Source organism: Akkermansia muciniphila (assembly GCF_030848305.1).
GTDB lineage: Bacteria > Verrucomicrobiota > Verrucomicrobiia > Verrucomicrobiales > Akkermansiaceae > Akkermansia > Akkermansia muciniphila_A.
The window spans coordinates 1840006-1861993 of sequence record NZ_CP114598.1 but is presented as its reverse complement, the minus strand read 5'-3'; the positions used below and the strand labels follow the sequence as shown (position 1 = coordinate 1861993).

Below are 21988 nucleotides of genomic sequence, written 5' to 3'. Positions count from 1 at the left end.
TATTTCACAGGACATCTTTTCATAACCGAACGGCAATCCGCCAAACCCGATTTGCCAGGCGCCGGCCCCCTCCCGGGATAAGGCTCATTTTGACCTTGAGCCAGGAGATTTTCCTTCTACACTGGGCCATCATGAGAGCCTTGGTCTATGATTGCAGCGCGGGCATCAGCGGAGATATGAATCTGGCCGCCCTGATTGATTTGGGAGCGGACCGGGAAAACCTGGAACGGGAACTGTCCAAATTGCATGTGCACGGGGAGTGGAAACTGGAATGCCGCCGGGCGCAGCAACACGGCATCCAGGGAACCCGGATTGACGTGCTGACGGAGGAAGAAGGGCATTCCGGCTGCAGCCATGCGCACCACCACCGGACTATGGCTGATATACGAACACTTATTGAGACAAGCGCCCTTTCCAACACCGTCAAGCGGACGGCCCTTTCTATTTTCACCCTGCTGGCGGAGGCGGAAGCCCGCGTACACGGCACGGCTCCTGAGGAAGTACATTTCCATGAGGTGGGCGCAGTGGATTCCATCATCGATATCACGGGAGCTGCCATCTGCCTGGAAATGCTCCGGGTGGACGCCGTTTTCACCGGACCGGTGGAGTTGGGGTCCGGCACCGTAACCTGCCAGCACGGAACAATGCCCGTTCCTGCGCCGGCAACGGCTTTGCTGGCGAAACATTTCCGGGCCACCCTGAATGGAACCGCCCATGAGGCCACTACACCCACCGGAGCCGCCTACATTGCCGCCCTGGCGCAGCCCGTCCCCTCTCCGCTGGCAGGCCGGATTACCGCAACCGGCTATGGGATAGGCCACCGACAGGGACTGTCCATACCGAATATTCTCCGGGTGATGCTGGTAGAAACGGAAGAAGTGGAAACTTCCCCGGAACTGCTGACGGAGCTGTGCGCCAATATAGACGATATGACGCCGGAACAAACAGCCTACCTGGCGGAAAAGCTGATGGAGGCAGGCGCTCTGGATACCTGGCAGGAGTCCGTCTGCATGAAGAAAGGCCGTCTGGCGGTCAAGGTTTGCGCCTTGTGCCAACCGGAACAGACGGACCGCGTGCGGGAAGCCTTCTTCCTGCACAGCAGCACGCCGGGCATCAGGCAGCATGGCACGCTCCGCCATCTTTTGCGCCGGGAAAGCGCTCCTGTCCCTACGCCCCATGGAACGGTTCATGTAAAAACTTCTTTTATGCACGGCCGACCCCATCACCGGAAAGCGGAATTTGAAGATTGCAGGACCCTGGCGGAAAAGACCGTGTTGCCTCTGGAGCAATGCCAGCTGATGGGGCTTTTTCCCACACCTTCCCATGACGACGACGCCACAGACTCCGTTTGAACGGCTGCGCGCCGTCCTTCTCCCCAGGGAGCGCCTTGCCGTCGCCTTGTCCGGGGGGCTGGACAGCAGTGTGCTGCTTGCCGCCGCCGTCCAAATCCTGGGAGCGGATCACTGCCTGGCCCTGACCGCGCAAACGCCCTACGTGATGGAGGAGGAAGTGCGGGACAGCACGGCGTTATGCCGCCGCCTGGGTGTCCGGCAGGAAAAACTGGCGTTTCCCATCCCGCCCGCCCTTGCGAATAATCCGCCCCTGCGCTGCTACCTGTGCAAGCACGCCCTGTTTTCCTCCCTGGCAGACAAAGCGGCGGAGCTGGGGTTCCCCCTGCTGGCGGACGGCTCCAATCTTGACGACCTGGACGACTACCGGCCCGGACGCAGAGCTTTGCAGGAACTCGGCATTCCGAGTCCCTTTCTGGAAGCTGCCATGGACAAGGCGGATATCCGCCGTCTGGCCTGCCGGCTGGGCCTTCCGGAATCAGTCAGCGGCAAACCGGCCTACGCATGCCTGCTGACCCGGCTGGAGCACAACCGTCCCGTAACGGAAGCCCTGCTGAGACGCGTGGACGCAGCGGAATCTTTCCTGAGGACCCTGGGGCTGAAAGGCTGCCGCGTCCGTGTCCACGGAGACAGCCTGGCCCGCATTGAATTGCCGGAAAAGGAAGGCGACCTGTTCTGGAACAGGAAACTTGCCGCCACCGTGGCGCGCCGACTGCGGGAACTGGGTTTCCGCCACATCACCCTGGATCTGGAAGGATATTCCAGAGGGAGCATGAACGAACCATCATGAATGACATTACCGCCATCCTGCACCAGTTTGAGGAAGGCCGCCTTTCCACGGAGGAAGCGGCGGAAAAAATCCGGGCCGCCACCGCTCCCGCCTCTTCCCACACGGATATTGATTACAACCGCCTGGAACGTACCGGATGCCCGGAAGTCATTTACGGCGCAGGAAAAACGCCGGAGCAAATTGAAGAGATAGCCCGCAGTCTGCTTGCCGCCGGACAAAATGTTCTGGCTACGCGCCTGAGCGGGGAAGCTCTGGACTACCTGACCCGCGCCTTTCCGGCGGCGGACATGCACCCGGAAGCCCGTCTCATGCGCATTGCTCCGAATCCCGTCCCGCGGACGAAGGGTTTCGTCGGCATCGTCAGCGCGGGGACCTCGGACCAATCCGTAGCGGAGGAAGCCGCCCTGACGGCGGAATTTCTGGGCAGCCGTGTAGTCCGGTACCGGGACTGCGGCGTAGCCGGCCTGCACCGCCTGGTCTCCCATCTGGACTCCATTCGCCAAGCTACCGCGCTGGTGGCCGTGGCGGGCATGGAAGGAGCACTTCCCAGCGTGCTGGCAGGCCTGGTAAAGGCCCCCGTGATCGCCGTGCCTACGAGCGTGGGCTATGGAACCAATTTCCACGGGGTGACCACCCTGCTCGCCATGATGAATTCCTGCGCCAACGGAGTTTCCGTCGTCAACATAGACAACGGTTTCGGGGCCGGATTCAATGCCCACCTGATCAACAGCCTGGCGTCCAGGCCCTGCTGAGGAGCGCCTCTCCATGACGGAACCTCCGGCATCCGTCATGGACAGATCCGCCGAATGGGCGTTAAATGTTCCGGAAACACCCCTTTCCCTCCCTCGTCATGACCAGATTTCCCCTGTTTCGTGCCTTTTCCTGCTCCCTGCTTGCCCTGGCTTCCCAGGCGCTCGGGTGGCAGCCCTCCGGAGAATCCGTCCCCGCCGTCCCTCAGGAATTCCGCGCGGCATGGATATCCACCGTTCATAATATTGACTGGCCCTCCCGTTCCGGCCTCCCCGGAGCAGCCCAGCGCGCGGAGCTGTTGAACATTCTGAATACCTGCGCCCAGTTAAAGCTGAACGCCGTGTTTCTCCAGGTGCGCCCGAATGCCGACGCCCTGTACCGCTCTTCTCTGGAGCCATGGAGCCAGTGGCTCTCCGGCCCGGGAGTCAATCCGGGGTATGACCCTCTGGCCTTCGCCATTCAGGAGGCTCACCGCCGCGGCATTGAATTGCACGCCTGGTTCAACCCCTTCCGGGCAAAGGCCAACGTCAAGCATGCCGTAGGCCGCAACCATGTTTCCCTCATGCGCCCCGATTTGATGAAACGAACCGGCTCCGTGCTGCTGATGAACCCCAGCGCTTCCGCCTCCCGCGACCACGCGCTGAAAGTTATCATGGACGTCGTGCGCCGCTACGACATTGACGGGGTGCACCTGGACGACTATTTCTACCCCTACCCCACTCCCGGCCGGGCGTGGTCTCCCGCCGCCTTTGGAGACGGGAAATCTCCCTCCCAGCGCCGGAGCTATATCGACGACTTCGTGCAGGACATGTACAAATCCGTCAAATCTTCCAAACCCTGGGTGCGGGTGGGCGTCAGCCCGTTCGGCATCTGGAGGCCGGGCGTTCCCGGCGGCATTGAAGCGGGAGTGGACGCCTACGAGCACCTGGCCTGCGACGCCCGCAAGTGGCTTTCCCGCGGATGGGTGGATTACCTAGCCCCTCAGCTTTACTGGCGCTGCAGCCCGGCCAAGCAGAGCTTTCCCGCATTGATGCAATGGTGGGCAGCCCAGAACTCCAGACGCCCGGTGTGGCCCGGCATTGCCACGGCACGCATCATGAGCAGCGAAGACCCGGGCCGCCCCGCCTCTGAAATAGCGGCTCAGGTCAACTATTCCCGCAGCCTTGCCAGAACCGCCCCCGGGCAATGCTTCTGGAGCATCAAATCCATCATGCGGAATGCAGGAGGCATCCAGAAATACCTGAACAGATTGTATCCCTCCATGGCTGTTCCGCCCGCCATGCCCTGGTGCGGAACCGGCACGCCCGGACAACCGCAGAATTTTTACGTGGCGGACAACGGGTCCACCGTAACCCTCTCCTGGCAGCCGTCCGGCAATCCCTCCAGGAAATGGGCCGTTCAGGCGCGCTACGGCAGCCGGTGGGCCACGCGCATCCTCCTTCCGGGCAGCCAGACCCGCGTAACCCTGCCCAAATCTTTCCTGAGAGATGCGGGGGCTGTCGCCGTCAGGGGCGTCAGCGCCTACGGGGCCCAGGGGCCGGCATCGGCCGTCAAGAGGTAGAAAAGCTTTTCCCCGACCCGCCACCCAGGGAGCATAATAAAACACCCGGGGTTCCAGTTTTTTTGAACAACTCCAAAACAACCCATGTCCAAACTCCCATGGATTCCCGTGGCGCGGACATGAACAGAAGACGTTTTATTGCTCTTTCCTCATTGGCGGCGCTGGGAACAATCAGCCAAGCCCGGGCAGCAGGGCCATTCCTACATTCACAACGCAAGATGACTAAAAAGCAAAATCCCTCCACGATCGGTTATGCCGACGGCAAATATGTGTTACCTCCCCTTCCGTACGCCTACGACGCGCTTGAACCCATGCTGGATGAAAAGACCGTGCGCATCCACCACGACAAGCATCATGCGGCCTATGTCGCCGGCGCCAATGCCGCGGCTGAAAAGCTCCGTGAAATTGCGGACGGGAAGCTGGACGCTTCCGCCACCACCAACTGGGTGCGCAACTTGTCCTTCAATGTTTCCGGCCATGTTCTCCATACCATTTACTGGACCAACATGACGCCTGATCCCAAAAAAGAGCCGCAAGGACCTCTGGCAGATGCCATCAAGGAAAAATTCGGTTCTCTGGAAGCCATGATGAATGAATTCAAGGCGGCCTCCCAGGGCGTGGAAGGTTCCGGCTGGGGCATTCTGGGCGTGGACCCCGTCAGCAAGACGCTGGTAATCTGCGGGGCGGAAAAACATCAGAATCTGGAAATTCCCGGCCTTGTCCCCATTCTCGTCTGCGACGTTTGGGAACACGCTTATTATCTGAAGCACCAGAACCTCCGGGCGGACTATATTGAAGACTTCTGCCGCCTGATCAACTGGGACGATGTGGAACGCCGCTACCAGGAAGCCATAGCTTCCTGACCGTTCTTTGCAAAGGTTGATTTTCTATACCCCTGACGGTACGGGCTTCCTTCAGCCCGTGCCGTTTTTTGATATACCTGCATCTCGCTCTTGCATCCGGCGCGGCAATAGGGCATACTGCCGCAGACTAATTATCATTTTCACACGTATGAAAAAAGTTTTCGTCTCCGGTTGCTATGATATTGTCCACGCTGGCCATATCCAGTTTTTTGAAGAAGCCCGTGCTCTGGGCGACTTTCTGATCGTCTCTTTTGCTTCGGAACCCGTGCTGTGGCACCACAAGCAGCGCAAGCCGTCCATTCCGGACGAACACAAAAAAGTTTTGCTGGAAAGCCTGCGCATGGTTGACAAGGTTATTCTGGGTACCGGCATGAAGAAAGGCCTGGATTTTGAAGAGGAATTTCTTCAGGAAAAACCGGACATTCTGGCCGTCACGGAAGATGACCTTTACAGCGATATCAAGAAAGAGCTGTGCGCCCGCGTCGGAGCCGATTATGTGGTGCTTCCCAAAACGCCCCCCAAATTCACTCCCGTTTCCACCACCATGCTGGTGAACCGCATTAAGGCTCCGTCCTCCGTACCTCTTCGCGTGGACTTCGCCGGGGGATGGCTGGATGTGCCCCGCTACTCCAGAAAAGGTTCCTATGTGGTCAACTGCGCCATCACCCCCATGGTTTCCCTCTGCGAATGGCCGTATGAAAAACGTTCCGGGTTGGGAGGTAGCGGCGCGTGGGCCATGTTGGAAGGGCGCGATCCGGTCGCTTCCGAACTCGCTCTGGGCGTCGGCTGGCAGGATCCCGCCGTCATCGCGGAAACGGGGTTGTGCGTATGGCGCTCCGGCAGTTCTCCGGTGCTGGACGTCAAAGGCACGGGCGACTTCCTGGAAGGCAGAATGGCTATTCTATACACGGGCGAGGAACACGACACTCCAAAAATGGCGGATGAACAACGGGACTACGTACGCATCTCCCAATCCTCCCTCATTGCCCGCACCGGAGTGCTGGAACGCAACATCAATACCCTGGCGGCAGGCGTAGCCCTGTATTACAGCGTACAGCTTGACGAAGGAATGCGGCCCCTGCCGGATATTCCCAACGCCCTTGCAAAAAAATACCTGGGGGGCGGCTACGGAGGATATGCCCTGTACCTTTTCCCCTGCCGGGATGATCGCGATCAGGCTGTCAAGGACAACCCGGCAATGAAAAAGGTGGAGCCTTATTGCCGCCAGCTGTTCAAGTAGACTCCCTCTTCCATGTCCCTGATGCGGAACAGCCTGGTTGCCTCCAGCGCTATCTTTGCCTGTCGCCTGACAGGCATGGTCAGGGAAGTTGTGTACACCTCCCTGTTCGGGGCTACCGGGGCCCTGGACGCCTTTTACACGGCTTTCCGCATCCCTAACCTGTTAAGGGACCTGTTTGCGGAAGGAGCTCTCTCCCAATCCTATACCAGCGTAGCCTCCAAAACGAGGGAGGCGCAGGGCGATGCGGCCGCGTGGGAACTGACCAACAAGGTGGCAACCCAGCTTTCCACCCTGATGATCGCTATTGTAACCCTGGGGATTCTGTTTGCGGGGCCCGTCATGGAAGCCCTTTACAGCGGGGATCACTCTCCGGCGGAGCAATTGTTCGCCACGGACCTGAGCCGCCTCATGTGGCCTTTCATCGGCTTCGCCTCCCTGTCCGCCCTCATCATGGGAGCGCTGAACATAGTGGGAGTTTTCGGATTGCCCATGCTGGCCTCCGCCGCTTTCAACGTTACTTCCGTCCTGTTCGGCCTGCTGATCGGATATTTCATTGATCCATCCTTCGGCCCCAAAGCTTTGTATGGTTTTGCCTGCGGCGTTACCATCGGGGGCATGGCCCAGATTGCCGTGCAGCTTCCCAAACTCAGAAAAACCGGCTTCCGCTGGAAACCCAATTTCCGCTGGGACGATTCCCGCATGCGCAAAATCTGGGGGCTGATGCTCCCCTCCGTGCTGGCTTCAGGCGTGACGCAATTCACCATCTTCATCAATACGGGGTTCGCTCTGGATCTCCAAAAAGGCTCCGTCACCGCCCTGACCACGGCGTTCCGACTCTGGCAGCTTCCCGTGGGGCTCTTCGGAGTAGCGACGGGCATGGTGGTGCTGCCCGCCGTTTCCCGCATGATGGTGGGAGACGGGAGAAAGGAAGTGGCCGTCCACATCGCCAAGGGGTTGCGGCTGGTGGCATTCTTTGCGGTACCCGCTTTTCTCATCCTCTCCATCCTGGGAACGGAATTCGTCTCCGCCGTATACCAGTGGGGGCGCTTTAACCAGGAGGCCGTGCGCTACACGGGGGAAGTGCTGGGGGCCTATTCCCTGGGCCTGCTGGGCTATGCCGGAACCAAGGTGGTGCAGCCCGTCTTCCTGGCTCTTGAAAAACGCTGGGTTCCTCTGATCGCCGCCGCCGCGGCTCTGGCCATCAGCATCGGCCTCAACTACTGTTTTGTCTATATCCTGCATAAAAACGCGGCGTGGCTGGCGCTGACCACCTCCGTAGTCACTACCTTCAATTTTCTCTTTTACTTCCTTTACCTGCGCCGCCAGCTGGGCGGCGCAGACGGACGGACGCTGCTTTCCGGGCTGTCCAGAATCATGGCGGCGGGAATATTGCTGGGTGCGGTGTGCTGGGCAGGCAAGACATGGTTCCTCCAGGGCTTCCTGAACTGGCCCTTCCCGGCCAGAGTGCTGGGGATATCCCTGGTCTGCGGCTGTGCCGGCATCGTTTATCTGGCAGCCGCTTTCCTGCTGAAAACGCCGGAGCTGGAAGCGGTGCGCGCCAAACTCCTGAAACGCTGACGGGAAAATTCCCTTCTACAAAGGGAGAAACGCCCTCCGCAAGAAAAAGAATGGCCGCCGCAAGCATTCTCCTTGCCAGGGGTGCGCTCAGTGAGTAAAGTTTTTCCGCTTATGCGGAGAATAGCCTGTTTTCCGCCAGGGCATCAAAATTTACGACTGCACCACAACAATGGACATGATTTCCCCCAGCATTGCGGCATTGACCCCTTCCCTGACCCTCAAGGTGACCAACCGGGCCAAGGCTATGAAAGCCTCCGGTGAAGAAGTTTACGGTTTGGCAGGCGGTGAACCTGAAATGGACACCCCGGAAAACATCAAGCAGGCAGCCATCGAGGCCCTGAACAACGGAGCCACCAAATATACGCCTTCCGCCGGTCTGCCCGCACTCCGCCAGGCCATCGCTGAAAAGCTCAAGAGGGAAAACAACCTGGAATACGATTTCACCCAGATCACCGTGGGAGCCGGCGCCAAGCATGCCTGTTTCAACGCCATCATGGCGACCGTATCCGAGGGAGACGAAGTCATCATCCCCGCACCGTACTGGGTCAGCTATCCGGAAATGGTCCGCATGTGCGGCGGCATTCCCGTCATCGTGGAAACTACGGCGGAAAACGGATGGAAGCTTACCGCCGAACAATTTGAGGAAGCCATGACCCCCCGCACCAAAATGGTCATCCTCACTACCCCGAACAATCCGACCGGAGCCGTTTATTCCGAAGAAGAACTGCGCGCCCTGGGAGAAGTGGCCCTGAGCGAAGACATCCTCATCCTGGCTGATGAAATTTACGAACACCTCGTATATGGAGACACCAAGCACGTCAGCATCGCCTCCCTCAGTCCGGAACTGTACGACCTGACCATCACCATCAACGGCTTTTCCAAGGGCTACGCCATGACCGGCTGGCGCCTGGGCTACTCCGCAGCTCCGGCCGCCATTGCCAAGGCCATCCAGATGATTCAGGACCACACCACGTCCAACGTCTGCACCTTCGCCCAGTACGGCGGCATTGAGGCCCTTACGGGAGACCAGAGTTTCATCAGCGACATGCGCGACGAATACGACATGCGACGCCAGTACGTTTACTCCCGCCTCAGCGCCATCCCGAACATCAGCGTTGTGGAACCGCAGGGCGCTTTCTATTTCTTTGTGGACACGAGCAGGCTGGGGCTCACCTCCCTGAACCTGTGCGACAAGCTTCTGGAACGCTACAAGGTCGCGGCCGTCCCCGGCATCGCCTTCGGCAATGACAAGGCTATCCGCATCAGCTACTGCACCACGCTGGACATTCTGAAGGAAGCGCTGGACCGCTTTGAAGAATTCTGCAAGGCGCATTAAAAAACGTTGATCATCATCAAAAGGCGTTCCGCTTAACGTGGAACGCCTTTTTATTCTTCCGGGTTTCCCGCCTGCAGCAAATCTGCGTCAAGGAAATGCGCGCCATGCCTCGCAACCGGATTGCCCTGCACGAAAAGACATGATTAAATAAATTCCATATGAATACCCCCGTTCTCAACGACAACCTGCGCGCCGCCACGGAAGCCCTTTGCAACCTGCTCGCCAAGGAAGACAAAATTGTGGCCTCCAAGGCAAAAATAGGTCTCTTTTTCCAGAATCCTGAAGCAACCAAGCTTTTTGAGGAAGTCAACGCTTACGGTGAAGAACTGCGCAACAAGCACCTGGCCGGGATGCCTCCTACCGAAGAGGAAATTTCCAAGTTCGACGCCCTGCGTGAAAACGTCATCAAGAATGATGCGGCCCGCGGCTTCCTGGAAGCGCGCCAGACCATTGACGAACTTCTGAACACCATCAATCATTATCTGGGCATGTCCATTGACTTGGGCCGCGCCCCCACTCCTGAAGAAATAGAGGAAGCCCGCCAGCGCGCCATGAGCGCCCAGTCTTCCTGCTCCTGCGGCGGCCAGTGCGACAAGGAAAATTGTGATTGCGAGGGCAAGTGCGACCACGACCACAAGGACGGCGGTTGCGGCTGCGGCAACCATTAAAACAATCTTTCAACTTTTGCCAAACGGCTTCACTCAACAAGTGAAGCCGTTTTTTCTTCCTGAAAACGCACGCAAAGATGTTGTCCTGCACGCCTGCAATTCCCTCCGGGAGACCGGGAGGAATACCGCGCCTCCTTATCGCTCACCGTATTTTTCCAAAGTTCCGATGCCTGCGCAGTACCGTCATGTTGCGTCTTCCCCTCCCCGCCCAAACAGGCAAGATGCTTGAATGGAATAGAAACCCGTGCTAGCCTCACCCTAAGGAATCATGACTTTTTCCAACCGTCCCGCTCCCCTCCCGTTCTTCAAAACGGATTTCCCACTATTCCTGGCTCCAATGGCAGGAGTGACGGACCCTATATTCCGCACCATCTGCAAGGAACTGGGAGTGGATGTGATGGTGACGGAATTCGTCTCTGCGGAAGGCATTCTCCAGGCATGGGAGAGGAACCGCAGGTACGCAAAGATAGAAAATGCCCATCGCCCCATAGGCATCCAGCTCTTCGGGGCGGACGGAAACCACATGGGAGAGGCGGCCAGAATGATCCTTGACCATGAGAAGCCGGATTTTATCGACATCAACTTCGGCTGCCCGGTTCCCAAAGTGGTTGGCAAAAATGGAGGTTCTTCCCTCCTGAAAGATCTGCCCCTGCTGGCTTCCGTAGCCGGAAGCGTCGTGAAAGCCGTAGGAGAACGAATCCCCGTCACAGCCAAAATACGCATTGGCTGGGATTTCCAGAGCCTGTGCGCCATGGACGCGTGCCGCCTGCTGGAGAATGAGGGAATTTCCATGATTACCATTCACGGACGCACCCGCTCCCAGCAGTATTCGGGGACGGCCAACTGGGACATTATTGACGAATGCGCGCGGGCCATGTCCGTGCCGGTTATCGGGAACGGGGATATTTCCACCCCGCAGGCAGTAGCGTATGTAAAAGAGAATACGGCCGTCAGCGGCGTCATGATTGGTCGTGCGGCCATGGAAAACCCATGGATTTTCGGAGACGCCAAGTATTATCTGCTGCACGGGGCCATGCCGCCGGCCAGAGCCCCGCAGGAAAAGACAAACCTGATTTTGCGGCATGCCCGGATGGCCCTGGAGTCCCGCCATTATGGGGACGAACTTCACACCATGCGCCATATGAGGTCACGAATCCTGGCTTATACGAAGGGATTTCCCGGCGCCAAGGAAATGCGCTCCCGCCTGGTGCGCGTATCCAGCATGTCGGAACTGGAAGACCTGCTTTCCAACCTTCCCGGCCAGAAGCCCTGAAAACAGGGAAAATCCCTCCTTCCGGGAGATTCCGCAGATTCGGGAAACGGCGGAGAGGGAAAGAGTTTTTTTCCTCCTTCGCACACGCCTGAAAAAAAATGCCATTTTGAGGGAAGCTAAGTTGACTTTACGTTCCGAACCTGTCAGAAATAGGGGAGTATCCTGCCGCTCCATTTCGGCAGACTTTCAACAATAGCATCCAGAGATCGACGTGTACTCCAACGAATCATATCTCATCGAACTTCTTACGCAGGCCGGATATCTGAATGAAGAAATTCTTCAGTACGCGCGCAGTCAAAAATCTCCCACCCAGGACCTGGTCGATTTTTTGATTCAGGCCAATTATCTTACGGAAGACGTCATCGCCCAGGTGGCGGCGTCCAACTCCCTTCTCCCCGTTGTAGACCTGGGCGCCATGCACATTCCCCAGGAGGTGCGCGAACTCATCACGCCGGAACTTGCCAGACGTTTCCGGGCCATTCCCATTTCCGACGACGGTTTTTCCATCAACATAGCCATTGACGATCCCCTGAATCTGGAGACGATGGACAGCCTGCCCCAGCTGATGGGACGGGACGTGATTTTCAGCGTCGCCACCCGCAGCGCGGTAGAAAGCCGGTTAAATGAATTTTACCGGGATCTGAGCGTTCCGGAAGAAACCGACGGACTGGAAGGGGAGGACGCTCCCATTATCCGGCTGGTGCAGCAAATGCTGACGGACGCTTTCAAGATGAGGGCCTCCGATATTCACATTGAACCCATGGAAAACAGGCTCCGCATCCGCTACCGCGTGGACGGCAAGCTGGTGGAGGTTGCCACGCATCCCAAAAAATTGCTCAGCCCCATCATCGCGCGCCTCAAGGTAATGAGCACCACCATGAGCATTGCGGAAAAACGCATGCCCCAGGACGGACGCATCCAGATGAGCATCGGCGGCAAGCAAATCGACCTCCGTGTTTCCTCCGTCCCCAGCAACCACGGGGAAAGCATCGTCATGCGTATTCTGGATAAATCCGCCCTGGTGCTGGGCCTTCCCCAGCTCGGATTTTTCTCGGATGATGAAGCCGTGTTCGACCGCCTCATTACCCTGCCGGACGGCATTATCCTGGTAACGGGGCCTACCGGCTCCGGTAAGACCACGACCCTCTACGCGTGCCTGAACCACATCAACCGCCCGGATAAAAAAATCATCACGGTGGAAGATCCTGTGGAATATGAACTCTCCGGCATCAACCAGGTCATGGTGAAAGCGGATATCGGCATGACCTTCGCCGCCGCCCTGCGCGCCATGCTCCGCCAGGCTCCCAACATCATCATGATTGGGGAAATTCGAGACATGGAAACAGCCAGCATCGCCATCAACGCCTCCTTGACGGGGCACCTCGTATTCTCCACCCTTCACACCAATGATGCGCCCAGCGCCGTGGCCCGTCTGGCGGACATCGGCATCAAACGCTTCCTGATCGCCTCCTCCGTCCGCGCCATCATGGCCCAGCGTCTCGTCCGCAAGCTGTGTGACCGCTGCAAGGTGGACGGCGCTCTGACGGAAAAGCAGGCGCATACGCTGAACATTGATATGTCCCGCCTTGCCCAGGGCCAAATCAAGGCGCCCCACGGCTGCGACTTTTGCCGCGGCGGCGGATTCAAGGGACGAATGGGCCTGTTTGAAATTTTCGAAATCGACGACGAGGTGCGCCGCATGATTAACGAGAACCTGACTTCCCCCCAGCTGCGCCAGCGCGCCCGGGAACTGGGCATGAGAACCTTGAGAGAAGACGGCGTACGCAAAGTGCTGGCCGGGCTTACTTCTCCGGAAGAAGTGCTGAACGTCACCATGGGAGACGCCAACTGATTTTTCCCCGCTATTCATTCTGCTTATTATGGACACCAACCTCACACTGGAACTTTTTATCGGCCGGGGAATGATCGACAAATCCCTGGCAAAGGACATCAAGGAGGAAATGACCGCCTCCGGCAAGGAACTGCCGGAAGTGCTTGCGGACTTCGGCATTATCGGCAGCAAGGACGACATCTGGCAGATGATCGCCAGCGACCTGGGTACGGAATTTATTACACTGGACAACTTCCAGCCTGACCCGAATGTGCAGAACATGATGCCGGCCACGCTCGTGCGCCTGCACGGGGCGCTCCCTGTTCGGCACGGCCCGGAAGGCCTGTACGTCTGCCTGGTGGATCCCCTGAATCCCCAGACGGTAGAAGACCTGCGCTTCGCCCTCGGCCAGGACATCCATGTTCTGGTAGCGCCGGATTACCAGATTTCTGACCGTATCAATGAACTCTATGGAGGCGAATCCGCCGCCATGTCCGACCTGATGCAGGAACTGAACAACATGCAGGTCAACAATGAGACGGAAGATTCCGCCGCCGCTCCCGTCATCCGCTTTGTGGACCTCGTCATTACGCAGGCCATCAAGGAGAAGGCCTCCGACATTCACTTTGAACCCTTTGAGAAGGAATTCAAAATCCGCTACCGTGTGGACGGCGCCCTGTATGAAATGCAGCCGCCCCCCGTTCACCTGTCTGTGCCGGTCATTTCCCGCGTCAAGGTCATGGCGAACATGAACATTGCGGAACGTCGCATTCCGCAGGACGGCCGCATCGTCAAGCAGATAGGGGACCGTTCCGTGGACATGCGCGTTTCTTCCCTCCCCACTCAGTACGGAGAATCCGTAGTGCTCCGCGTCCTGGACCGTTCTTCCGTCAACCTGAACATGGACAATCTGGGGCTTCCGGCGCATATCCACGAGTATATTCTGGACACAGTCCACAAGCCCAACGGCATTTTCATCGTTACCGGCCCCACCGGCGCCGGCAAGACAACCACGCTGTATGCCGCCCTGCGTGAAATCAATACCATTGATTCCAAGGTTCTGACGGCGGAAGACCCCGTTGAATACGACATTGACGGCATCATCCAGATTCCCATCAATGAAGCCATCGGCCTGGACTTCCCAATGGTGCTGCGCGCCTTCCTGCGACAGGACCCGGACCGTATTCTGGTGGGGGAAATGCGAGACATGGCAACAGCTCAAATCGCCATCCAGGCATCCCTGACGGGGCACCTGGTTCTCTCCACCCTGCATACGAACGACTCTGCCGGAGCCATTACGCGACTGGTGGACATGGGGTGCGAACCTTTCCTGGTGGCCGCCTCCCTGGAAGGGGTGCTTGCCCAGCGCCTGGTGCGCACCATCTGTCCGGACTGCCGCACGCCGTATGAACCCTCATCCACCATCCTCTCCCAGCTTGGCGTATCTCCTTATGAATTGGGGGACAAGCACTTTTTCACGGGCCGCGGCTGTGATAAATGCTCCAATTCCGGCTACAGGGGCCGCAAGGGAATTTATGAGCTTCTGGATATTAACGACACCCTGCGTGACATGATTACGGATCGCGCTCCTTCCGTGGTGCTAAAACAGAAAGCCATTGAAATGGGCATGTCCACGCTGCGGGAAGACGGGCTGAGAAATATTTATGACGGCAACACTACTATTGAAGAAGTGCTGAAATATACTTAATGGACAACCGGACGCCATTGCTTCCCCCCTTATTTCAACCACCAAGAAAAAACACTTAAAACATAATATATATGCCTAAATATCAATATACAGCACTTGACCATAAAGGCGACCAGAAAACAGGCGCCCTGGAGGCCAACTCCGAAGCGGAGGCCATGGAAGCCATCCGGGCGCATGGCCTGTACCCCACCCAGATCGTAGAAGCGGGCAAGGGCAAAATTCAGCAGACGCCTGCCGCCAAGAAAAAGGCCAAGGGGGCCAAGAAGCAAAAAGGCAAGCTGGGAGGCAAAATCAAGGCCAAGGCTCTGATGATTTTCACCCGCCAGCTTGCTACGCTGATTGACGCAGGGCTTCCCCTGCTCCAGAGTCTGAACGTGCTGGCCAAACAGGAGGCAAACCCCAACCTGCGCGTAACCATCGAAGCTCTGGGAGATTCCGTTCAAGGCGGTTCCACCTTCTCGGAAGCCCTGGCCCAACACCCCAGAATTTTTGACCGTCTGTTTGTCAACATGGTTAAGGCAGGGGAACTGGGCGGCGTGCTGGAAGTCGTGCTGAACCGTCTGGCGGAATACCAGGAAAAGGCTCAAAAACTGAAAAGCAAGGTGATCTCCGCCATGGTGTACCCCTCCATCGTCCTGTTCATCGCCGTAGGCATTGTGATCTTCCTGATGCTGGTCATCGTGCCCAAATTCAAGGCGATGTTCGCAGAGCAGAATCAGGAGCTTCCCGGTATTTCCGAGTTTGTGTTCGGCATCAGCGACTGGTTCATGGCCGCTCCCTTCTTCGTACCCAATGCCGTCATTCTGGCCGCTGTAGTCGCCATCCTGTACGCTGTCTTCACGGCCATGAGCAAGACGCCCAACGGACGCCGCAAGATTGACTCCGCACTGCTGACAATGCCGGTCATCGGCAATGTCCAGAGCAAAAGCGCCATCGCCCGCTTTGCCCGAACCTTCGGCACGCTGGTGACTTCCGGCGTTCCCATCCTCCAGGCGCTTACCATCACGAAGGACACCGCCGGCAACATGATCGTGGGAGACGCCATCGGCCTCATCCATGGCTCCGTCAAAGAAGGCGAATCCGTAGTGACGCCCATGTCCTCCTCCAAGCTTTTCCCGCCCATGGTGATCTCCATGGTGGACGTGGGGGAAGAAACAGGCCAACTGCCGGACATGCTCCTGAAAATCGCGGATGTGTATGACGATGAAGTGGACAATGCCGTGGGAGCCATGACCTCCATGCTGGAACCCATCATGATCGTATTCCTGGCCGTGGTCGTGGGCGGCATTGTGTTCGCCATGTTCCTGCCCCTCCTGCAGGTTATTGAAAAGATGGGGTAACCCGCTCAAGCAGAAGCAGATGAAAATTCACTCCGCATACCGCAGGCTCCGGGAGGCAAAGGGGTTCACCCTCATGGAAATCCTGGTGGTGATGGTGATCATCGTGGTGCTGGCCACGCTGACCATCTCCATTTACACCTGGCTTGAAACCAGAAAAAATGAACAGGCTACGGAATCCATTGTCCGCAAAATTGAAATGGGGCTGGAGAGCTACCACAGCGACCATGACCGCTATCCCTACGGCACGGAAGCTCCCTTCAACAATCACGGCGTAGCCGTGGCCGACGGGGAGGAATACAGCTCCAATGTAGTTTACATGGCCCTGTTCGGCGACCATAAGAATGAGGGTGTCCCTGCCAGGGATACAACCATTTACAATGACGAGCTGAATCCCTCTACGCAGCCCAAAAGCAATCCGACTGTCCGGGAGGTCCATGTGAAAGGCAAGGACGGCAGACCGGTTACCCTTTATATTCTGGCGGATCCATGGGGTTCTCCCTACCGTTACCGTCTGGGCAGCGAACAGTCCATCCCCACCAGAACTGACAGGGCCAGAAACCTGAAAATGGGCAACGGCCTGAATCCGGATTATGATTTCTGGTCTTTTGGAAAAGACGGGGATAGTGATTTGAAAGACCCGCACGCCCCTGAAAACGAAGATGACATCGGCAACCTGCCGAAATTCTGACTTTACCGGTATTTTGCCGCTCACGGCTTCCTTCTCCGGCAGCCTTCCTCCGCCAAAAGGCGGAGGAAGGCTTTGTGCATGCTAGGACTATTTTCTGGTATCCGTACGTCCTCTCAAGTATGATTCGGGCACTGATATGAAACGCATTTCCCTGATCATTCCCTGCCTGAATGAAGAAGAAGCCATTCCGGTGTTCAAGCAAGAAGTAGACCGGGTTTTCAAGGAACGCCTGGAGGGCTATTCCCCGGAACTTATCTTCGTGGACGACGGTTCCACGGACCGTTCCCTTGAAATAATTAAGAAAATGGCGGAATATTCCCCTGAGGTAAAATTCATTTCCTTCTCCCGCAATTTCGGAAAGGAAGCCGCCATCTATGCGGGCCTGGAAGCGGCCACAGGGGATTATGCCGCCGTCATGGATGTGGATCTCCAGGATCCTCCCTCCCTGCTCCCGGATATGGTGAAAGCCATTGAAGAGGAAGGGTACGACTGTGCGGGGACGCGACGCGTCACCCGGCAGGGGGAACCGTCGTTGCGGTCCTTTTTCGCCCGTGCCTTTTACAAGACCATTCACCAGATATCGGACACCCGCATCGTAGATGGAGCCCGGGACTACAAGCTGATGACCCGTCCCGTACTGGAAGCCCTGCTTTCCCTGAAGGAGTACAACCGGTTTTCCAAAGGGCTGTACGAATGGGTGGGGTTCCGGACCAAATGGTTTGAATATGAAAATGTGGAACGTGTGGCAGGACAAACCAAGTGGTCTTTCTTCAAGCTGTTTCTGTACTCCATTGAAGGCATTGTGGCTTTTTCCACCGCCCCCCTGGCGCTGGCCTCCATCATGGGGGTGCTTCTTTCCTTCATCTCATTCCTTTCCATCATTATCTTGACGGTCCACGAATTAATCTGGCCCCATTCCGCCTACGGCTGGACTTCCCTGGTATGCGTGTTCTGCATGATGGGCGGCATCGTGCTGCTGTGCCTGGGCATTCTGGGCCAGTACCTGGCCAAGACTTATACGGAAGTTAAAAAGCGCCCTATTTACATCGCCAAGGAACGTTCCATCAAGCCTTTTAACTGACCTTGCCCATGGACACAGAACCGGACTTCAGCATCATTACGCCCAGCTATAATTACGCCCGCTACGTGCGGGAATGCATAGAGAGCGTCCATAACCAGAAAGGAGCCACATTTGAACACATCATCCAGGATGCAGGCTCCACGGACGGCACCCTGGATATCCTGCATTCCTATCCTCACCTGAAACTGCATGTGGAGAAGGATTCCGGCATGTCAGAAGGCATTAACCGCGGCTTCCGCAAAGCGCGCGGGAAATGGGTAATGTGGCTGAATACGGATGACCGGCTGCTGCCGGGAGCTCTGGCGGCGGTCAAGGTCTTTGCGGATTCCCGCCCGGATGCGGATATCGTGCACGGAGCATGGAATTTCATCGGGCCGGACGGAGATATCCAACGCGCCATGAAAGCCCTGCCCTACAGCCTGAACATGCACATCTGGTACGGAACCTATCTGGCCTCCACGGCATTGTTCCTGCGCCGGAGCACTACTATTGAAGAGGGGTTTCTGCTGGACGAGCGTTTCCACTATGATATGGACGGGGAATATTACGCGCGCCTGGGCCGTGCCGGAAAGAAATTCGTGCATTACAACAGGCTGCTGGCGGATTTCCGCTGGCATGGCGACAATCTGAGCGCCCCCAACATCGAACGCCGGGACATGGACGCGGAATTAAAGCGCCAGAAGCAGCACGGGGAGGATGCCGCCATCAAGCGCATTTACGGCTATTCCTTTTCCAAGCACAGCTGCAACAATATCATGGACGGCTTCATGCGCGAGGCCTACCGCATGAAAAAGGCCTTCCTTTATCTCACCACTCCCTGGGAAAAGTAATCCGTTCTTTTCTGCTTTTCCCTGCAAAACCGCTGTATTCCCTCTTCATCATCCCATAGGAAGCACAGTTCCGACACGACCAAGGCCGCAACTGCGACAACAGCTGCGGCCTACAATGAACCGGACGGGAAAAAGGCGGCCTTCGCTTAATTAAGGCCGTCAAACAATTCTTCTTCCCGGAAAAATCTTGCCAGCTCTACAGCGGCGGATTCACGGCTGTCGGACGCATGGCAGATGTTCATCATGCTGTCTGTTCCGTAATCGCCGCGGATTGTGCCTTTCTCCGCCTTCTGAGAGTTGGTGGGCCCCAGCAGTTCGCGCACGCGCACAATAACGCCGGGCCCCTTCAGGGCGATGGCGATGACCGGAGAACTGGTCATGAAATCAAGCAGCTTCGGGAAAAGCGGTTCTCCGTTGATAACCAGGTCCAGAATGTGGGCGTAATGTTCCCGGAGAACCGGTTCGTCAAGCTGAATCATCTTTATGCCGCGCAGGCGAAACCCTTCGGACAAAAAACGTTTCAGAATGGTGCCGGAAAGGTTTTTCCGCACACAGTCGGGCTTCAGCAGAATCAGCGTTGTTTCTTCTTGAGTGTCTGGCATAAACTTAGCGAAGTTTCAGGATGAAGTGAGGGAATTACACCTTAATCCCCGTCAGGTCAAGGATAATTGCGCAACTGGTCTTTTCCGTCAGGAAAGGAATTCGTCACCAATTCCTCTTATAGGAATCGCACCGGTTCCGCCATCCGGCAAGCCAGCGCGCTTCTCCGCGGCCCGGGGGGCTGTTGTCCACGCGGCGCTGAAGCACCCTTTTGGCCGCTTCCGCGAATTCAACCGCCGCGGGCTGTCCGGGAGAAACAGGCCGCATTTCTTCCAGCACCTGCCTGAGCCCCCAGCCCCTCCCCCCGTACTGTTCCGCCGGATTGGTTCCTTCTCCCTTGAAATTCACGTAGTCAATCAGGGCGTACATGCCGTTGGGCGCCGCCGCCACGGCATAATAGCGGGCCGCCATCTCTTCCGGGCGGCGGGATTGGCTCTTGATACGCTCCAGAGCGGCCACAGACCTGGCAATAATGAAATCCGCCTGCATTTGCAGGGCCGCCGGACTGGACAACCACCGGCGCATTTGTTCAGGAAGACCGCCGCGAACATCCGCCGCTTCAAACTCATCCCTGGTCCGCCACGGAGCCGCACCGGAAAACCATTCCGGAACCCGGCCTCCCTTCCTGCGGCAGAAATGAATGAAAGAAGGGAAACTTTCCTCAAACCTTTCCGTGACTCCGGCTGGGAACCAGATGAAATGTCCGATGCCCAGGGAAGGAAACGCCTCTCCCCGGTTCCAGGAAACCAGCCCCTTTATTGTCCCGGCACATTCGTTTTGCCAGATTTTCCGCGCAATTTTTGCCTTCACTTCTGCCGTATCCGGCGCGGCCTGAACCCAGAAGGGCACGCAGCACGCAAGCATCAGGACGCAGCCTGCCGTTTTTCCATGCATGCAGATACTTTCCTTCCCCAACGCAGACAAGTCAAGCCGCTTCAAATTCCCGTGCCAAAGCCGGCATTTCATGCTACCCTCGCCGCACACGGCATGATTCTGGCGTTCAATAAACCTTACGGTGTTCTCTCCCAATTTACGAAGGAGGCTCCCCACCACCGGACACTGGCCGAATTCGGTTTTCCTCCCGGCGTGTATCCTGTCGGAAGGCTGGATGCGGATTCGGAAGGGCTGCTTCTTCTATCCGATGAGAAGGGCTTGGCGGACCGTCTCCTGAACCCCTCCGGCAGACATCCCAGAACCTATTGGAGCCAGGTGGAAGGCACTCCTTCCGAAACGGACCTGCGCCCGCTGGAACTCGGTGGCCTCCGCATCCGCGGGCACTGCACGCTGCCTTGCCGGGCACGCCTCATGCGCAGGGAGCCTGACGTGCCGCCCCGCATCCCTCCCGTCCGCTACCGCGCCTCCATTCCCACTTCATGGCTGGAATTGACGCTGGTGGAAGGGAAAAACCGCCAGGTGCGGCGCATGACCGCCGCCATCGGCTTTCCCACGCTCCGGCTTCTGCGCGCCAGAATCGGAAATTTCTCCTTGTCGGGACTGAAACCCGGCGCATGGAAAGAGCTGGATTCCCGCGAGCGGAGGCAGCTCATGCCGTAATATAGGCTTGATTCCGGGCAGAAGCCGCCCTTATATGTTTTTCCGCATCAGGATATCCACCTAGACCTTTTTACATGAAAGCCGAACTCGTCGAACAAGCCTCCAAAATCATTTCCGAGCCCCAGATGCTGATCAACGTGGTCTCCCGCCGCGTTGCCCAGCTTAATAATGGCCGCGCTCCGCTGGTACCCACCACGCCCCATATGGGCAACGCGAACATTGCCCTGACGGAGATCATTGAAGGCAAGCTCGTCTATCATGCGGAATCCGGCGACCTCCAGGAAGACAACCAATAACAATACATTCCCTTTATTGCCGTTCCGGACCGGAATTCCGTACGGAATCCTCTCTATCCAGCAAGGCCCCGGTCTCCCAGTCCGGGGCCTTTTCCTCCTTCTCCCCTTCGTGCCATGAGCTCCGACATTTCCACCAACAAAAAAGCCCGCCGGGATTACGAAATTCTGGACACCTACGAATGCGGCATGGAACTCAAGGGCACGGAAGTCAAGTCCATCCGCGCCGGCAAGGTGAACATTGCCGATTCCTTCGCCAGGGTGGAAAACGGCCAGATGCTCCTGTACGGCTGCGACATCCAGCCCTGGGAGACAGCAGGAGAATTCTTCCAGCACCAGGCGCGCCGCCCCCGCCGTCTTCTTCTCCATAAACGGGAAATCTTCAAACTGGAGCAGCAGACTTCCCAGAAAGGCTGCTCCCTGGTGGCCCTCAAGCTGTACTGGAAAAACGGCAAGGTGAAACTGGCTCTTGGCCTGGGCAAGGGCAAAACTCACCGCGACCAGCGCTACGATTTGAAAGCCCGCGTGGAAATGCGCGAAGCCCAGCGGGAAGTGGCCCGCATCAACCGCCGGTAAGCCAAACGGCAACCATGCGATTGACATCCGCCTCCTGTCGGAAGCTTTTTCTCTGCCCCTGCCATTTCTTGATAACCGG

Annotated in this window: 21 protein-coding genes; 19 read left to right on the top strand and 2 right to left on the bottom strand. The window is 57.4% G+C overall.

Going from position 1 to position 21988, the window contains the following annotated elements; genetic code table 11:
- Window positions 1-131 precede the first annotated feature (131 nt).
- The 16 genes from larC (at window position 132) to O4G22_RS08030 (ending at window position 18886) form a co-directional block, all read left to right on the top strand.
- The gene (gene larC, locus O4G22_RS08105; protein WP_306701486.1) at window positions 132-1352 is read left to right on the top strand and encodes a nickel pincer cofactor biosynthesis protein LarC; all 1221 of its coding nucleotides are present in this window, start codon (window positions 132-134) and stop codon (window positions 1350-1352) included.
- On the top strand, window positions 1324-2139 hold the full coding sequence (gene larE, locus O4G22_RS08100; RefSeq protein WP_297667961.1) for an ATP-dependent sacrificial sulfur transferase LarE: 816 nt from the start codon (window positions 1324-1326) through the stop codon (window positions 2137-2139). Before larC ends, larE begins: the two co-directional genes overlap by 29 nt.
- Window positions 2136-2891: a nickel pincer cofactor biosynthesis protein LarB gene (larB, locus tag O4G22_RS08095; protein ID WP_297404064.1), complete on the top strand. Its 756-nt coding sequence runs from the start codon at window positions 2136-2138 to the stop codon at window positions 2889-2891. The genes larE and larB overlap by 4 nt, the downstream gene beginning before the upstream one ends.
- A gap of 98 nt (window positions 2892-2989) precedes the next feature.
- Window positions 2990-4450: a glycoside hydrolase family 10 protein gene (locus O4G22_RS08090; protein ID WP_306701485.1), complete on the top strand. Its 1461-nt coding sequence runs from the start codon at window positions 2990-2992 to the stop codon at window positions 4448-4450.
- Between the two features lie 218 nt (window positions 4451-4668).
- Window positions 4669-5313 (top strand): superoxide dismutase, encoded by a 645-nt coding sequence (locus O4G22_RS08085; RefSeq protein WP_306701484.1) that lies wholly within the window; start codon window positions 4669-4671, stop codon window positions 5311-5313.
- Window positions 5314-5461: 148 nt separating this feature from the next.
- Window positions 5462-6553: an adenylyltransferase/cytidyltransferase family protein gene (locus O4G22_RS08080; RefSeq protein ID WP_094135871.1), complete on the top strand. Its 1092-nt coding sequence runs from the start codon at window positions 5462-5464 to the stop codon at window positions 6551-6553.
- Between the two features lie 12 nt (window positions 6554-6565).
- Window positions 6566-8131 carry a murein biosynthesis integral membrane protein MurJ gene (murJ, locus tag O4G22_RS08075; protein ID WP_306701483.1) on the top strand — a complete coding sequence of 522 codons (1566 nt, stop codon included), beginning with the start codon at window positions 6566-6568 and terminating at the stop codon, window positions 8129-8131.
- A gap of 169 nt (window positions 8132-8300) precedes the next feature.
- Window positions 8301-9467: a pyridoxal phosphate-dependent aminotransferase gene (locus O4G22_RS08070; protein WP_094135869.1), complete on the top strand. Its 1167-nt coding sequence runs from the start codon at window positions 8301-8303 to the stop codon at window positions 9465-9467.
- Between the two features lie 158 nt (window positions 9468-9625).
- On the top strand, window positions 9626-10135 hold the full coding sequence (locus O4G22_RS08065; protein WP_306701482.1) for a YlbF family regulator: 510 nt from the start codon (window positions 9626-9628) through the stop codon (window positions 10133-10135).
- A gap of 268 nt (window positions 10136-10403) precedes the next feature.
- The gene (gene dusB, locus O4G22_RS08060) at window positions 10404-11408 is read left to right on the top strand and encodes a tRNA dihydrouridine synthase DusB (protein WP_295978076.1); all 1005 of its coding nucleotides are present in this window, start codon (window positions 10404-10406) and stop codon (window positions 11406-11408) included.
- A 211-nt stretch (window positions 11409-11619) separates the two neighbouring features.
- Window positions 11620-13260, top strand: a complete 1641-nt coding sequence (locus O4G22_RS08055) for a GspE/PulE family protein (RefSeq protein ID WP_290488104.1) — start codon at window positions 11620-11622, stop codon at window positions 13258-13260.
- A gap of 28 nt (window positions 13261-13288) precedes the next feature.
- Window positions 13289-14947, top strand: coding sequence for a GspE/PulE family protein (locus tag O4G22_RS08050; RefSeq protein ID WP_295978074.1), 1659 nt, complete (start codon window positions 13289-13291; stop codon window positions 14945-14947).
- A 71-nt stretch (window positions 14948-15018) separates the two neighbouring features.
- Window positions 15019-16287 carry a type II secretion system F family protein gene (locus O4G22_RS08045; RefSeq protein ID WP_306701481.1) on the top strand — a complete coding sequence of 423 codons (1269 nt, stop codon included), beginning with the start codon at window positions 15019-15021 and terminating at the stop codon, window positions 16285-16287.
- Between the two features lie 19 nt (window positions 16288-16306).
- Window positions 16307-16975 (top strand): prepilin-type N-terminal cleavage/methylation domain-containing protein, encoded by a 669-nt coding sequence (locus tag O4G22_RS08040; RefSeq protein WP_297404067.1) that lies wholly within the window; start codon window positions 16307-16309, stop codon window positions 16973-16975.
- 136 nt (window positions 16976-17111) lie between these two features.
- Window positions 17112-18056: a glycosyltransferase family 2 protein gene (locus O4G22_RS08035; RefSeq protein ID WP_306701480.1), complete on the top strand. Its 945-nt coding sequence runs from the start codon at window positions 17112-17114 to the stop codon at window positions 18054-18056.
- An 8-nt stretch (window positions 18057-18064) separates the two neighbouring features.
- Complete coding sequence (locus O4G22_RS08030; protein ID WP_306701479.1) at window positions 18065-18886, top strand: glycosyltransferase family 2 protein; 822 nt, start codon at window positions 18065-18067, stop codon at window positions 18884-18886.
- Between the two features lie 146 nt (window positions 18887-19032).
- Here the strand turns inward: O4G22_RS08030 and O4G22_RS08025 are convergent, their stop codons facing one another.
- A complete protein-coding gene (locus O4G22_RS08025) occupies window positions 19033-19488 on the bottom strand; it encodes a nucleoside-diphosphate kinase (RefSeq protein ID WP_094135860.1) in 456 nt (151 codons plus the stop codon).
- Between the two features lie 103 nt (window positions 19489-19591).
- Window positions 19592-20380, bottom strand: a complete 789-nt coding sequence (locus tag O4G22_RS08020; RefSeq protein ID WP_306701478.1) for a hypothetical protein — start codon at window positions 20378-20380, stop codon at window positions 19592-19594.
- Between the two features lie 93 nt (window positions 20381-20473).
- On the opposite strand from O4G22_RS08020, the gene O4G22_RS08015 reads away from it, so the two are divergent.
- The 3 genes from O4G22_RS08015 to smpB all read left to right on the top strand — a co-directional run bounded on the left by O4G22_RS08015 (window position 20474) and on the right by smpB (window position 21909).
- Complete coding sequence (locus O4G22_RS08015) at window positions 20474-21040, top strand: pseudouridine synthase (protein ID WP_297667974.1); 567 nt, start codon at window positions 20474-20476, stop codon at window positions 21038-21040.
- Window positions 21041-21114: 74 nt separating this feature from the next.
- Complete coding sequence (locus O4G22_RS08010; RefSeq protein WP_094135859.1) at window positions 21115-21336, top strand: DNA-directed RNA polymerase subunit omega; 222 nt, start codon at window positions 21115-21117, stop codon at window positions 21334-21336.
- A 114-nt stretch (window positions 21337-21450) separates the two neighbouring features.
- Window positions 21451-21909: an SsrA-binding protein SmpB gene (smpB, locus tag O4G22_RS08005; protein ID WP_012420611.1), complete on the top strand. Its 459-nt coding sequence runs from the start codon at window positions 21451-21453 to the stop codon at window positions 21907-21909.
- Window positions 21910-21988 lie beyond the last annotated feature (79 nt).